The sequence below is a fragment of the Providencia sp. PROV116 genome (assembly GCF_028482485.1).
GTDB lineage: Bacteria > Pseudomonadota > Gammaproteobacteria > Enterobacterales > Enterobacteriaceae > Providencia > Providencia rettgeri.
Genome location: NZ_JAMPQO010000026.1, coordinates 1 through 14,385, shown reverse-complemented (window position 1 = coordinate 14,385; position 14,385 = coordinate 1). Strand labels below are relative to the sequence as shown.

Below are 14,385 nucleotides of genomic sequence, written 5' to 3'. Positions count from 1 at the left end.
CAAATCATTCGCCGTATTGCCTGAATACTGTACAAACGTATCTTGTCCTAATGGGAACATGTCATAAGCTTCGTAACGGCCGAGCTTTACTTGCCAGCGATCCTTTTGCCCGAAATAAAAAGCGGCATCATCAAGGTTCATTTTTCCTGTCATATCCGCAAGCGGCTGCACAGAAAACCCTGCATAATTTCCATTATCTTTCAAATGATTACCATCTACCCCAATCAAAATCCGTCCATTAATATCCCAATTATCACTCTTATTTGGTTGGTTGTTTTTCCCAAGAGCCGTTCTGACAGATGTAATTTGTCCCTGACGACTCGCCCCATCCATATTGAACTCAACATCGCCATAAAGCTTAAGTTCACCGTAATCATTGTGGTATTGGATCCCAGATGTTGGTTTTTCTTCACTCTCCCTTGGTACATTTGTATTGGAAATAGGCTCCTTAACAACGGTTGATATGGGTTGTTTGGTAGTTTCATGCATATTCATCACTCGTTCGAGCTTTTCTGCTTTCTGTTCAGCAGCTTCGGCACGTCGTTCTGCCAACTCAGCTCTTTTCTCTAACGCCTCCAGCCTTGCCTCAATACGGCTTAAATCCGTTTGAGCATCCCCCACCAAAGGGAATAGGATGACAAAAGCCGCTGCAATCGCAGATAACGGTAACATCTTCATATTAATACCTATTTGAATTAAACCAATAAACATCATTGCTAGCGCTTTCTTCTCTTTTTTGATTTATCGTGAAGTGAGCAGCCCAGAACATGAACACAGTATATAATTAAAGATATGTTAACGTTAACATGAGATTGATAAAAGAAAGATCGAACTCACAATTCACTGATTAATCTAAAATAAACAACGTCAAAAACTATGTTCAGATTTTATTTCAACCAGTTGAAAAGTAAGTGATTTTATAAATTAATAATATGAAAACTAACCATTGAATAACTCATAAATCATATCGCCAAAAAAGCCACGATACTGTAAATATCTAATTTGTTTGCTTTTTTCCTTGAAATCATGAGGAAGGTCATCACCGAATTTTTTACTACGAACCAATGCGGCCTTTTCAAACCAATCTACATCTAAAGTAGCAAAATGCTTTTCCACAATCGTTTCAGGAAAACCTTTCTGCCGCATTTCTTGTTTTATCCGCAATGGTCCATACCCTTTACGGAGATAACCTTGCATTAATAGCCCCGCGACACGGTCGTCATCAAGAAAATGTTGCTCACTTAGCCTTTCAAGCACCAATTCAATTAAAGGCTCATCAATAATACCTTCATTTTTTTCATACATACGCCGTTTCATACGAGCAAATAGCTCTGCTTTCCCATAATCACGGCGGGAAAGCATAAACAAGGCATATTGGTAAAGCTCGGATTCATTCATGGCGTTAAATTTTCATCATTAAATTGGGCGCATTGCGCGCCCAGTCTAACATAAACCTTTGTACTCTAGCTTGAATAAGTATGTGATTCGGCTGGCGGAGCTCAGTCAACACCCATGCGGTTTGAATCGTGACGCGTATATACTCTAAATAATTCAAGTTGCATGTAGGCGACAAACGAAGACAGACCGATGAGCATACATAAGTATGTGATTCGGCTGGCTGAGCGCAGTCAACACCCATGCAGCTTGAAGTATGACGAGTATGACGAGTATGACAAGTTAGTGAACTTGAGTACCACTTAGCAGTTTATATATCGTATCCGGAGTATAGCTGCCGTCTTGGAAATAAATTGTCCAGTCCGTAATATCATCACGTGTTAATGGATAAACTTCCCCTTCTTGCATATTTTGCACATAAAAAGGATGGTTTATTAAGCGCCCTTCAAATTGGTCACCATGCCAAGAAACAGGTTCAAACCACATATGTTCATGACCATCGAAATCTTCTTCCGCATCATGGTAGCCAATACCGCATTTCACTAAAAAGCGCCATTCAGAATCTTCAGCTTCCTCGTTTTTACCAAGGAATTTGGCAAAAAAGCCTTTCTTCTGAGCGACCTGTTTTGGCCCATAGTTATCTAACATATGGGTGAAATATTCCCAACGCAATTTAGCTTTACGCGACATATCTGCCGTTTCTTCATCGGTGCGCATAAACATCATGGCGTTTTGATCTTCAAAACCTTCAAAGAAACTTTCTAATACTGGGTTTTCTTGTGTCACACGGAACAGCATAGCGGATGGGTGTTGATGAGATTCATCTCTATCATGCCAATCCCCCATAAAACGTTCAGATGACACATCTCCAAACTCGAAGTTCATCTCTTCTAGTGGTTTTAAGTCATCAATTGGGGTTGATTTCCCTACATGCAGCAGCCCTTCTTCAAACGGTACTGCAACTAAATACTCATAGCCCGTTTGGGTTTGTCCAATAAAAATGGGCTCATTAAACACGATTTTCCCGTGAGTAATGCTGTTATTCACGAAGCTCCAAAACAGTTCGGGAATACCATAATAAGAAGCAATCGGGTGCGGTATAATAATTTCCGCTTCCGACAAACCACAACGTGCCAAACCGTGCGTGTGGAACCAATACATAGTCGGAGCACGCTCTTCTTCCGGCTTGTCTTCGTTATCTTCTTGATCATAAATAGCATGAACAACATACAAAGAATCAATGCTTGGCATCAAATCATCAATTAGTTGGAAATTAAGCCACTCACGAGTAAACACTTTCCCTGCGGCAGAAATATCCAAGCCTAGTAATAAATCTGGCACTAATATTTGAATAATTTTCAGCTGCTGAAGGTAATTAGCTAATGGCTGCCCTTGAAATAAGCACTCAACAATTACCGCTTGAGGGGCTGCACTTGCTTCTGCATACAACTCAGGGCTGATTGGGTCGGTGGCAAAATAAGGGTTGATGGTATACTCAGGGTCGCTATCAACTAAAGCGATATAAAAACGTAATTCTTCTTCATCTTTTTTACAACTAAAGAAAAAACCGCCATCCTCTGGAATGTAATCTATCTCACCCTCGGTGAAATAAGTTTGTTCTTCTAAACGCTGCTCAAGTAATAAAGACGTCAGCTCAGAACCAGGAATAGCAACCATCATTGATGCTTCTTTCTCGCCCTCACCTGCTGCGGTATCAAGGTAGTGTTGTTTATTATTCATTTTCAGACCTATTAATAAGTGACTGTGGCGAGGATATCAGCTTATATTCGTTAAGAATATTGTGATTATTCTTAACAAACTGAGATTGTGATTTGATCCTTCGTATTGCAACTAAGTTAACAAATAATCATTATTCGACAATCAGTTATTCTACTTTTCATACGGTATTGACTGAGGCACAATAATGCTCTTTCTTTAATTTGCTTTATATTGATGAAGCAAAAGTCCTATTTCAATAAAGGTAATTCAAATATGGCTGATTTAACCAAAGCACAAAAAGAATATGTCGATGATCTCGCAATGCAACGCGTTTTCGATATGAATAGCGATGAAGTGTTGGTCAACGCCTTAGAAGAAAAAATTCACCAAATGGAAGACCATTTGAAAGCCTATTTTCATGAGCGTGTTAAGTTTCATCAGCAAACTAAAAAATAGCCTTTTGCCTGCTCCGTGCCGGTATTGTTTATTATATCGGCACCTGCCCTATCCCTTTCATATAACCATTTTAAATGAATAATAAACGCGCATTTCTTTAGTTCAACTTATCAACAAAAAAGCATTAAGCACCATCTAAAAATGAATTTCTAATGATAGAATTCTAATCATCACTGTACGACTAATAACAATTTATCTATTACACTTCTTTATTGTCCAAATATTGAGCCAATTTTATGAAACGCATTCAATTCAGTACTGCACTGATCCTTTCTTCTATTATGAGCATGTCTGTGAGCTTTGCCGATAGCGATCGTCCATTATTTTCAGTCTCTGTAAGTGAATCTGGAGTACCACAAAATAATAGCGAAGGCGGCATTACTCGTTCTTCTACCACAGAGTCACGAGTACTGCCGATTTGGGGCGATGAGGCCCGCGCTCGAGGGTATGATTTACCGGAACCTTTTGGGATCGGCTATGGATATATGAACCTACGTCAAGATATAAAAGTTGATAAAATAGCCTTTAAATCAGAAAAGGGCGTAAATATTCCTTTTGTTAAATTCGATTTAAATGATGATTTAATGATTAAAACAGGACATACACGCAGTAAGAATGAATCACATATGCTAAAACTCGATACTTGGGTCTTTCCATTTATGAACGTATATGGCGTTTATGGAAAAACCAAAGGTACATCAACCACAAATCTTGATAGCGTAAAAGCTCGAGTCAAAATTTTTGGCAAAGAGAATATAATTGATATCGGTAAAAATCTGCCTTTTGAATTAGATTATAAAGGAAAAACGTATGGTGGTGGTGTTACCTTCGCTGGTGGGTATAACCAATTCTTTAGTACATTAGATTTTAACTATACCAGAACAAGCCTTGATATCTTAGACGGTGACATTACTGCTTTTGTTGTAACTCCTCGAGTTGGTTATGAATTTATCTTTGAACCTTTGATCCCTGGTCAAGGTAATACAAAACTACAAATTTGGACTGGTGCCATGTATCAAGATATTACCCAACGATTCAAAGGTGATATTAGTAAACTAGATTTACCGCCTGAATTGAGTGGGTTAATGGCATTAGCACCAGACGATGCAAAATTCGATGTTAAACAGCATCTTGCCCATAAATGGAATAATACTGTCGGTGCTCGGGTTGAACTCACTCGAAACTTTAATGTGTTAACCGAAATCGGTTTTAATAACCGGAATAGTTTTTATATTTCTGGGGAATTCCGTTTTTAATGTGGCATTCGGTAATTATTCAAAGGCTGGTCTTGCTCAGCCTTTTTATTATTTTTCCTGCTAAAGCTGATTTTCTTCCTGACCGCCAGCAAATCGATGGCTGGCTAAACAATCTCGGTGGGGAAACTAGCTTTGATGAAAGTAAAACTGTAGATTGGGGCATATTACCAGGGCCATTTTATACCCCCGAAATGGGCATTGGTATTGGCACCGCACTGGTTGGTTTATATCGAATAGATAAAGAAGATAAACAAACCCAGCCATCTTCTATTGGCTTAAGCGGTTTTGCGTCGTCGACCGGCGCATTTGGATTAAATTTTACCAATTATAATTTTATTGATAACGACCAGTGGCGGTTATTTGTTTCCGGCATCATTAACAATATTCCCACTTATTATTGGGGTAAGGGATATTCTGCAGGGAAAAATGATCACAATAAAGAAAAGTACCATTCTCAAGAGTTCCAAATAACTCCAAGAGCCTTATACCAACTGACTGATTCTACTTATGTAGGGCTCGGTTGGAACTTCTCATCAATCAATGCCAGCGATCCTGATGATGGTGCGAAACAGTATTTCTCCAAGTCAATTGGGGGCCGTTCGGTGTTAAATTCAGGCATCAGTGCATATTACAGTTATGACACACGAGATTTTCTACCCAATGCCCATCATGGGCAAACTTTTGAGGCCGTTTATACTTATTTTGCACCTAGCCTCGGTAGCGATACACGCTTCCAAACCACCCAATTACAATATGCCTATTACCATGCCTTAGCCGAAGAGACTGTTATTGCATTCGACAATTATGCAAGGTTTTCAAGCGGAAATGTACCGTGGAACCAGCTATCATTACTCGGTAATGGCAACCGTATGCGCGGGTATTACGAAGGCCGTTATCGTGATAACAATATATTCACCAGCCAAATAGAACTCCGCCATAAACTCGATTGGCGCCATGGCGTTGTTGGTTGGTTAGGCACAGGAACCATGAGCGATACTGCGTCCGAATTAGGTCAAGGGCATTGGTTGCCCACCGTAGGTGTTGGCTACCGTTTTGAATTTAAACCAAGAATGAATGTTCGCTTGGATTTAGGTGTCGGCCGCAACAGTACCGGGGTGTATTTTCAGGTTGGGGAGGCATTTTAATGTTCAAATGGGTTCTGGCAATGGGGATTGCGCTTTTATTAGCCGCCTGCCAAAGTCATGACAAACTGGAATTGCCTGCCATTGAGCCTGTAATTACCCCCTATACTTTTGAAGCGGCCTCACAAGCTTGGCCTGTGGTTGCTTCCTTAGCTCCTCCACAAGGTTTGCGCGCTTGCTGCGCTTTTGGCTACAACTTGCAAGCTGAACTGTGGGGATTACCCGTCCCATTTTACACTATCGATAATATCGTTGAAGCAGATAGCCTCGGTGAACATCATTATAATGACAGCTTTTTAGGTGCCTCTGCGGCATTAATGGGGCTCAGTAATGAAAAAATAGGCTTACTCTATACAGATAAAAGCGGGTTTATTGATATTTCCCATGTCAGAGATACTGCAGATTATACTTTTTACTTATTTAGCCAAATTTACCCACGCCTTGGTCAACAATGGTCGCTGTCACTTAGTGAAGAGTTAGCGGATAGACAAATTCATTTCAATGCATTTGAACCACCACAATCTGCCAAACAACGTTATACCCTAAGCGCCTACTTAGCCGCAAAATTGGCTTTCCAGCTCGCGGTATGGCATGAAATTGCCCAGTGGTATGGTTATCAATCTGTACCAGGATTTTCCGAAGGGATTTCCGCATTTTCCCCTGAAGACCTGTACTCAAATTTACTTGGTTCCCGTCTTGCCTTAACTTTGATACTACAAGGCCGAGCAGACTCTTTAGCCACTTATTCTCAATCAATGGAAAATATTCTTCCACTGGCACTTCACCAGCTCGGTAGCAAAGATAGAAAAACCACGCGAAAAATATTTGATAGCGTTGATGGTTTATGGTGGAACAGTTACCGTAGAGTTCCGGAGAAATTTCTTGTTTTAACAAGAGATTACCAAACAAGTGACCAACGTTACCCTCTGATGCCTCCACAAATTATGCCGTCTGAAGGCTTATTTTTAACGTTGCCTGATCGCTATCTCAAATATGATTTGTCATTGCTCGCACAACTGCGTTTGCTCCCTACTGATGATATGAAACTGCTCCCCAAACCAACTTCTTATTGGACGGTGTCAGATTTTCAACAGCTAGCGGACGATGCGAAACAACAAGATTTACTGCAACAAATTTTAAAACCTTAAAAGACCTATTTATGATATCCATATTAATCGCCCAATAAATCTTTGCCCTGACATTACCGTACTTAAAATTTAAGCTAAATATCACTTTTTACTTATTTACAGATAATAATTTTATTTCACTTTTGTCACCTCGATAGGCTTTAATAAAATGATGGAGATCTCATTTTGGTTAAAAAACAGCCTATCAACTGATTATTTTTCAGACAAAATAACCCTATAATAACTACATGAACTGTATGATCTTTACTCAAATTTGACTTAAGTTAAGCTTAGACACTACAGAAATGAACAGTTTAATTTATTATTCTTCATATGAAAATATACCAACAGAAACTTTATACCAATTAAAATCAGTAAATTCATAATAATATAAAAAAGTCTACAAAATAATACAGAAATTTCCCTAATGTCATCCGGATAAATGTAGCTCGTAAAAAATTAATCTGCTAATATTCGCTCGAATTTTGTTCAGAGATACTTAGGAGAAGCAAATGCCCTCTCGAACGATGAGGACAAACGCCGTCTTCGCTTTCTTATTTTTACTTTTATTTTCGAGCCTGAGTATGGGCTCCACCAGTACCAGCACAATGCTCAATAAAGAGTATACTAATAAAACTGTGCAACAGAATGTAAGTCAGGCTAAAACCTCACTCCCTGATTTACGTAAATACCCTTCTGGTACACCTCGAAAGAAAGCATTTTTGAAAACGGTTGTCCCTGTTATAGAAAAAGTGAATAAGCAGATCATGGCTGAACGTACTTGGTTGTTATCAGTACGAGCTAACAAGAAGTGGAGCGCCCAAGAATTGCGCCGTCTTGAACAAATCTGTAATAGTTATGGTATGAAATGTAGTAACCCAAAACGTTTAAATTGGGACAAACTATTGAGTCGTGTCGACATCATGCCAACGCACTTAGTTGCAACACAAGCAGCAACAGAGTCTGGCTGGGGTACTTCACAACTTGCTCTGCAAAACGGTAATTTATTTGGTATGCGCTGCGGTAGCGGCTGCCAAACTAAGAAAGGGAAAGTCAAAGGCTATTCTTCCTATACTTCTGTAGAAGATACCGTGACTGCTTATATGAAGAACATGAATACCCATAATGCTTATGAGTCACTGCGTACTTCACGAGCAAAGCAACGCCTATCAAAAGATGAGCTAGATACTAAAAAGCTAATCAATGATATGAAAGGGTACTCAGAGTTAGGTTCAACCTATAACCGCTATTTACAAGAGATGTACGCGAGTAATGAAGAATTGATTACACAAGCTCAACAAAGAGCAGCCACTCGCATTTAATTTTGTATCACCAGGTACAAGACATAAAAAAAATCCACTTCGTTAAGTGGATTTTTTTATTGTTTTTTAGATTGACTCTATTGCTCTAAATAGTTCGAATGGTGGCGAGGCGGCAAGAGAGGCTCCCTACAGCCAATTAAATGCATTACTTGTTTTTTTGATGGTTTTTATTCGTTATTTTAGATTGGCGCTATTACTCTAAATAGTTCGAATGGTGACAAGGCGGCAAGAGAGGCTCCCTACAGCCAATTAAATGCATTACTTGTTTTTTTGATGGTTTTTATTCGTTATTTTAGATTAACTCTATTGCTCTAAATAGTTCGAATGGTGGCGAGGCGGCAAGAGAGGATATCCCTAGGAGCATACATAAGTATGTGACTAGGGTAGCTGAACGTAGCCAACAAAGTCACCATTCGAAATATGACGAGCAATATTCTGATTGCATAGAAAAAGAGATCAAATATCATATACCCTCACCTTCTAACAAAATAATTAACATCTTTGAGTCTAATATGAATTTCTTCTCTTTTGAGTTTCTTGGCTCTTTCTTAATTTTTTTTCTTATTTATTGGGGTTGTCAGCCCAGTGCAAAACTACAGAATGGCTTATTAATCACTGCTAGCTATTTTTTTGTTTATTCATTTAGCCCTGACTTTGCTTATATTTTATTTAGCTACACACTGATCATTTATTTGCTTACCAATGTGGCAACTAATTGGCTCTCTAGTCGATGGATATACGGTATTCTTACCGCCGTCATTATTGTTTTCTTTACCACCTTTAAATATTACTCATTCTTTCAAGAGACTATCCAACAAACACTCGACAAATTTGGCTTTAGTGTTGGTCTTCCTATATTGGAGATACTCGCACCTCTTGGCCTCTCATTTTATGTATTCCACTCGGTAAGCTATACGGTATCGGTTTGTCGCAAAGAAATTCCTAAAGCTGATTTCTTTGACGTGACACTATATCTTGCATTTTTTCCCAGCATCGTCGCGGGGCCAATCAACCGCGCGAAGAATTTTCTGCCCCAAATACAAGCTGAAAGCCGTGAAATTTTAGATCCTCGAAAAGCCATATTGCTTATCTCATTAGCACTGGTGAAATTGTTTTTATTTAGCTCTTACTTATCTGAAAACTTTGTAAACCCTGTATTTGATGCCCCTGTGGGTTACAGTGCAGGAGAGATTCTAATAGCAACCTATGCGTATGCTTGGAATATTTACTTTAACTTCTCTGGTTATACCAATCTGGTGACGGGCATCGCATTATTATTAGGGTTTAGAGTTCCTGTTAACTTTAATGCGCCTTATTTAGCTGCAAATTTAAAAGAGTTTTGGGCTCGCTGGCATATCAGCTTATCAACCTTTATTCGCGACTACATTTATATTCCCCTTGGCGGTAACCGCAAAGGTTTTAGTCGTATGAACACTAATGTATTCCTTGCTATGGTCATTTCAGGGTTATGGCACGGTGCTGCAATGACATTTGTGGTATGGGGGGCCATTCATGGATTAGGGATTGTATTGCTCAATCTTAAGAATTTATGCATGGAAAAATTAGGATGGACCCAAGTGATCCCTAATAAAACATTATCAGTTTGGGTGTCGCGTATTATTACTTTCCATTTCGTCTGTTTTGCTTGGATCTTCTTTCGCAGCGCCTCATTTGATGATGCCCTGTTAATGGTCAATCAAATCATTGCCCCTGGTTTTATCGCTTCTATTAATGCAAGCTTGGGGCTATTAGTCGCATTTTGGCTACTACTGATTACCTACCCTTATTTTGTACAAGCCTACCATTATGTAGCGAAAAAATACCAAACTATTCCTTGGTATTATTATCCTATTCCGCTCGCGATTATTCTAACCATTATGTTTATGCTTTCTCCTTCAGGTATGCCGGGGTTTATTTATGCTAACTTCTGAGTTTAAAAATACCCTCATCAAGGTTGGGCAGATTTTATTTATTGTCCTCGTTGCCGGCCTATTATTAATTTGGTTGAATCAAAGCTCACTAGAACGATTTTGGCAGCAGAAATATCACCAAGATACCCCATGGGCAAAAATGGCGGGGAATCCTATCTGGGATTATGGAGCTTATTTACATGATGGTGCACTTGAAGCGGGAAGCCTATTTACTTACTACGCATCAGGGCAAAAAGCGCAAGAAGACAAGCAAGCGGCAGAAATCGCATTGGCCAATAAAGACAAAACACTCAGTTTTCCCACCGAGTTTCAAGTTGGCCTTCATTTTGTGAATGGCTATATTTATCCAGCTGAAAGCTTATCGATAACCTTCCCTGAACGCCTGAAACGACCACAAGCTAGGGAGAAAAACCCCAAAATTAACTTTGGTGGTTTTACTATCAAAAAAGATCAGCCTATCGTGCCAAAACATGTAGCCAATATTGAAAAAGGCCAACAAGTCCTGTTTGCGGGGGACTCCATGATGCAAGGTGTTGCTCCACATGTTAAAAACATGCTCTTGAAAAAATATAATATTGATAGCATTAATCTAAGCAAACAAAGTACAGGATTAGCATATCCACGCTTTTTCAATTGGCCACAAACCATTGCCAAGGCATTGAATGATAACCCGAACATTAAGGTTCTCGTCGTTTTTTTAGGACCTAATGACCCTTGGGATATGCCACCACAAACGGGTTATAAATACGTCAAATTTAAAAGTGAAGATTGGGAAAAAGTGTACCGTGAACGGATTAGTGATATAATATCGACCGCTCGCCAGCACAATGTTGATGTTATTTGGGTTGGCCCCCCTAATATGCGTAAAAATACGCTCTCCGATGGTATGAAATTCTTGAGTAGCCTCTACCAATCTGAAGTTGAGGATAACGGCGAAATTTACTTTTCTGTCAATGATGTCTTTAAATATAAAGGCGATACCTATTCTGACTATATCGGTGATGCAAGCAGTACAATTAAATTGCGAAGTGGTGACGGGATCCATTTCAGCGGAAAAGGCCAACAATTGATTGCTGAAAAAGTATTCTCACTCATTCATTTCGAAGAAGAGGAAGAAAAGGAACCTCATGAAACTGAACAAACTGTGTCAAGCTAAGTCCAAAATATTGGCGGGTAGCGTGATTGCGCTTTTATCGCTGGGCTTATTGTCTTGCCAGAACACATCAGACAAAACACGTACGACTAGCCTACCTAAAGGCCAGTCTGCGGTTGCACAAGGGCAGTTGATCAATAACGCAGAGCCTAATTTGCCACTGCTGGCGAAAAAGCTACGCCAAGGCAGCCAACAAGTGCACATCGTCCAAATTGGTGATTCACACACCGCTGCTGACTTTTTCAGTGGCAATTTGAGAACCTTGTTCCAGCAACGCTATGGGGATGCGGGCCCAGGCTTCATTCCACCTATTTCAGTACCGGGACAACGTACAGCAACCATTAACCGTATGAGTGAAAAGAAAGAGTGGTCTCTGGCTTCAAGCCGTAAAGATGAGCGCTTTGACTACCCACTTGGTGGGCTAATTGCCGAACCACAAGCAGCCAACAGCAAAGTGGTGCTTAAGCCTTTACAGCCGGCGCTAGGGGCTTACCAGCTACAAACTCTCTATCAAAGCGCAGGAGATTCACAAATGCGTGTCGCTCCAGCTGTTTCCCCCAGCGTTGCATTACCCGCCACGGGAAACCAGTGGGTATTTTCATCCCCTGTAAATACCCAACTCCCTGCTCAGGTTACTGTTAATAAAGGTAATGGGTTAAAAATTGGAGGGTGGTTAGTGCGTTCGCAAAAACCAGGGGTGATGCTTTCAGCGCTTGGGCTCAATGGTGCAACATTGAGTATGGCTGATAAATGGCAGCCACAGTGGAGCGAAACTTTAGCGCAAATGTCGCCTGATATGGTGATTCTAGCTTATGGAACCAATGAAGCGTTTAATGATACGTTAGATTTAGCCGCTTATGAGCAAAATTTACGTGCCAAAATCCGCTTAATTCGCCAACAAATGCCCAACAGCGTTATTTTACTTATCGGCCCGAATGATTCACTTAAATTTAATAATGCAGCTAGTTGCCAAGCACAAATGCCAGTAAATTTAACGAGTGTGATTCAAATTCAAAAGACGGTTGCTGCTCAGGAAAATACGTTATTTTGGGACTGGCAAGCCTTTATGGGTGGCCCTTGTTCAATTCGCACATGGGCAGCGCAAGATTTAGCCCGCCCAGATAATGTTCACCTTTCTGTTGAAGGGTACAAAAAGAGTGCTCAAGGTTTATATAGTCAGTTAAGCCAAATATTGAATTAATGACTGACTCAATGCACGATAAGGCAGAGGTATTTTCAACGTACCCTGCCTTTTTATTTACTACTATTTTTAATATTTATCGCCTAATAGTGGCTATTTCACTTTAGCTTTTTTCTTACTTATCTTTTTGTCACTCTAAAAATCCAATTCCAATTTTAAAGCTAAAATAATTATTTCAAATAAAAACAACAAATTAAAAACGTCACTCTCGGAATACTACTGACTAATTTCGAATTTATTTTTCCTTCTAAAAAACATAAAAAATCGTGACCATTAATTAAATCAATATACACCGCATAAAATTAGTATCCCTGCGTCCCTTCTAGTAAACCACATCGCATACGCTGAGGTTTATAAAGCAAGGAGGTAATGACAAACCGCTTTTCATCTTATTCAAGCTCAGGGTTTGTTGTTAAAAAATGGAAACCGTGAACAATTCTTTGACACAACCAGAATAATTTTACGGTAGTAATCGTAGGTAATATTTATTTAGGTTCAAAAATGTCGACTAATTTCTGTGTAAAATCGTTTCATACCTATATTGAAACCCTATCAAATAAAATAAAAAATAGCTTTTATCTAACTCACTCCCTACTCTTTAAAGTTAGCTCGGGTGAAATTGACATGCGAATAGAAGAAGGCCCATGGCAAAAACTGACAGCCTCAGATATTTGTTTTCTCCCCAAAGGATCTTCAATTGAAATAATCAATCATGATAATCACAATCTACTCGCTGTGGATGTACTTCCAATGACCACAGACATGTTAAAATCCTTTTATCAACAACAATCTGCATTATTTATTAATAAGAAAAAAACATCTTCAATAGGTCAAATCTGTTGTACTAACTTACAAGAAAACCCAATTATTGAAGATGTATTTCACTCTGCTATTAAAGAAGTTAACTCAACTACCAACCAGAATATTATTCATATTCATTTGGGTTTTATTTTGTCATTTTTTTTACTGGTAAATGAATTTATCCCTACATTATATGCATCAATAAATATCTCGATAAAAGATAAAGTGTATGACTTAATTTTTCATAGTGCAGGTAAGCAATGCCATACTTTAGATACTATCGCGAAAAAACTTCATATGAGTTCTTCAACGCTTAAACGACGACTGGCCAGTGAATACACCAGTTTTTCCAAAATTAGCTTAATGTCGCGAATGAATAAAGCGATGATATTATCGAGAACAGAAAATATGCCTATAACACGCATCGCCCAAGAAGTTGGCTATGATGATGTTCCTTATTTTTTACTGGCATTTAAAAATTTTCACGCACAATCCGCAGCAACATTTTCGCTCTTCAAATAGTTTATAATTTAAAATGTTAAGCCTCATCATTTATTATGATGAGGCTTAACGATATTGTCTAAAATCTCTTCACTAGAAATTGTGATTATCAATATCTATTTGAGATATCGTATTATCAACTACTGGAATATCTGTTGGCATCACCACGTGACTTTCTACTGGTGTTGATGCAGGGATTATTGATGCATCTGGCAGGGTTGAATCTATCGTAATTTTGCCTGTAATTTTCTTATCACTAAAATTACCCGCAACATCTTTCACTTCAAGAGTATATTGATGGGAACCATCAGTCAGTGGGTTAGTGACCGGAATTGTCCATTGACCCTTTTTATCGGCATTTACATGATAAGTCTTCTCACC

General features: G+C 39.1%; 13 protein-coding genes. 9 read left to right on the top strand and 4 right to left on the bottom strand.

Annotated elements, in window-relative coordinates; translation table 11 throughout:
- The 3 genes from PSE72_RS17040 to PSE72_RS17030 all read right to left on the bottom strand — a co-directional run.
- The coding region (locus PSE72_RS17040) for a carbohydrate porin (protein ID WP_442958893.1) at positions 1-672 on the bottom strand (672 nt) is incomplete at its 3' end.
- 267 nt (positions 673-939) lie between these two features.
- A complete protein-coding gene (locus PSE72_RS17035; protein WP_115166488.1) occupies positions 940-1,398 on the bottom strand; it encodes a regulatory protein RecX in 459 nt (152 codons plus the stop codon).
- 279 nt (positions 1,399-1,677) lie between these two features.
- On the bottom strand, positions 1,678-3,135 hold the full coding sequence (locus tag PSE72_RS17030; protein ID WP_198641985.1) for a DUF4026 domain-containing protein: 1,458 nt from the start codon (positions 3,133-3,135) through the stop codon (positions 1,678-1,680).
- A gap of 252 nt (positions 3,136-3,387) precedes the next feature.
- Here PSE72_RS17030 and PSE72_RS17025 point away from each other — a divergent pair, with 252 nt between their 5' ends.
- The 9 genes from PSE72_RS17025 to PSE72_RS16985 all read left to right on the top strand — a co-directional run bounded on the left by PSE72_RS17025 (position 3,388) and on the right by PSE72_RS16985 (position 14,025).
- Entirely contained in the window at positions 3,388-3,570 is a 183-nt protein-coding gene (locus PSE72_RS17025) for a hypothetical protein (protein ID WP_004915146.1), read from the top strand.
- Positions 3,571-3,806: 236 nt separating this feature from the next.
- Positions 3,807-4,826 (top strand): hypothetical protein, encoded by a 1,020-nt coding sequence (locus PSE72_RS17020; RefSeq protein WP_109912617.1) that lies wholly within the window; start codon positions 3,807-3,809, stop codon positions 4,824-4,826.
- The gene (locus PSE72_RS17015) at positions 4,826-5,971 is read left to right on the top strand and encodes a BamA/TamA family outer membrane protein (protein ID WP_217007874.1); all 1,146 of its coding nucleotides are present in this window, start codon (positions 4,826-4,828) and stop codon (positions 5,969-5,971) included. Before PSE72_RS17020 ends, PSE72_RS17015 begins: the two co-directional genes overlap by 1 nt.
- Entirely contained in the window at positions 5,971-7,116 is a 1,146-nt protein-coding gene (locus PSE72_RS17010) for a DUF4056 domain-containing protein (RefSeq protein ID WP_198641983.1), read from the top strand. The genes PSE72_RS17015 and PSE72_RS17010 overlap by 1 nt, the downstream gene beginning before the upstream one ends.
- A 491-nt stretch (positions 7,117-7,607) precedes the next feature.
- Positions 7,608-8,417, top strand: coding sequence for a protein bax (locus PSE72_RS17005; protein ID WP_109912620.1), 810 nt, complete (start codon positions 7,608-7,610; stop codon positions 8,415-8,417).
- Between the two features lie 512 nt (positions 8,418-8,929).
- The gene (locus PSE72_RS17000; RefSeq protein ID WP_115166487.1) at positions 8,930-10,348 is read left to right on the top strand and encodes an MBOAT family O-acyltransferase; all 1,419 of its coding nucleotides are present in this window, start codon (positions 8,930-8,932) and stop codon (positions 10,346-10,348) included.
- Positions 10,335-11,504, top strand: a complete 1,170-nt coding sequence (locus tag PSE72_RS16995; protein ID WP_109912621.1) for an SGNH/GDSL hydrolase family protein — start codon at positions 10,335-10,337, stop codon at positions 11,502-11,504. The genes PSE72_RS17000 and PSE72_RS16995 overlap by 14 nt, the downstream gene beginning before the upstream one ends.
- On the top strand, positions 11,476-12,702 hold the full coding sequence (locus PSE72_RS16990) for an SGNH/GDSL hydrolase family protein (RefSeq protein WP_115166486.1): 1,227 nt from the start codon (positions 11,476-11,478) through the stop codon (positions 12,700-12,702). The genes PSE72_RS16995 and PSE72_RS16990 overlap by 29 nt, the downstream gene beginning before the upstream one ends.
- A 624-nt stretch (positions 12,703-13,326) precedes the next feature.
- On the top strand, positions 13,327-14,025 hold the full coding sequence (locus tag PSE72_RS16985) for a helix-turn-helix domain-containing protein (RefSeq protein ID WP_254178897.1): 699 nt from the start codon (positions 13,327-13,329) through the stop codon (positions 14,023-14,025).
- A 72-nt stretch (positions 14,026-14,097) separates the two neighbouring features.
- On the opposite strand, the gene PSE72_RS16980 is transcribed toward PSE72_RS16985, so the two are convergent.
- Positions 14,098-14,385, bottom strand: a 288-nt coding sequence (locus PSE72_RS16980; RefSeq protein ID WP_272691034.1) for an Ig-like domain-containing protein, incomplete at its 5' end; no start/stop codon positions are given.

Excerpts from the sequence above, each read along its gene's own strand:
- PSE72_RS17010 (WP_198641983.1), top strand. The coding sequence starts at position 5,971 with ATGTTCAAATGGGTTCTGGCAATGGGGATTGCGCTTTTATTAGCCGCC.
- PSE72_RS16995 (WP_109912621.1), top strand. The coding sequence starts at position 10,335 with ATGCTAACTTCTGAGTTTAAAAATACCCTCATCAAGGTTGGGCAGATT.
- PSE72_RS16985 (WP_254178897.1), top strand. The coding sequence starts at position 13,327 with ATGCGAATAGAAGAAGGCCCATGGCAAAAACTGACAGCCTCAGATATT.
- PSE72_RS17005 (WP_109912620.1), top strand. The coding sequence starts at position 7,608 with ATGCCCTCTCGAACGATGAGGACAAACGCCGTCTTCGCTTTCTTATTT.
- PSE72_RS17025 (WP_004915146.1), top strand. The coding sequence starts at position 3,388 with ATGGCTGATTTAACCAAAGCACAAAAAGAATATGTCGATGATCTCGCA.
- PSE72_RS17030 (WP_198641985.1), bottom strand. The coding sequence starts at position 3,135 with ATGAATAATAAACAACACTACCTTGATACCGCAGCAGGTGAGGGCGAG.
- PSE72_RS17035 (WP_115166488.1), bottom strand. The coding sequence starts at position 1,398 with ATGAATGAATCCGAGCTTTACCAATATGCCTTGTTTATGCTTTCCCGC.
- PSE72_RS16990 (WP_115166486.1), top strand. The coding sequence starts at position 11,476 with ATGAAACTGAACAAACTGTGTCAAGCTAAGTCCAAAATATTGGCGGGT.
- PSE72_RS17020 (WP_109912617.1), top strand. The coding sequence starts at position 3,807 with ATGAAACGCATTCAATTCAGTACTGCACTGATCCTTTCTTCTATTATG.
- PSE72_RS17015 (WP_217007874.1), top strand. The coding sequence starts at position 4,826 with ATGTGGCATTCGGTAATTATTCAAAGGCTGGTCTTGCTCAGCCTTTTT.
- PSE72_RS17000 (WP_115166487.1), top strand. The coding sequence starts at position 8,930 with ATGAATTTCTTCTCTTTTGAGTTTCTTGGCTCTTTCTTAATTTTTTTT.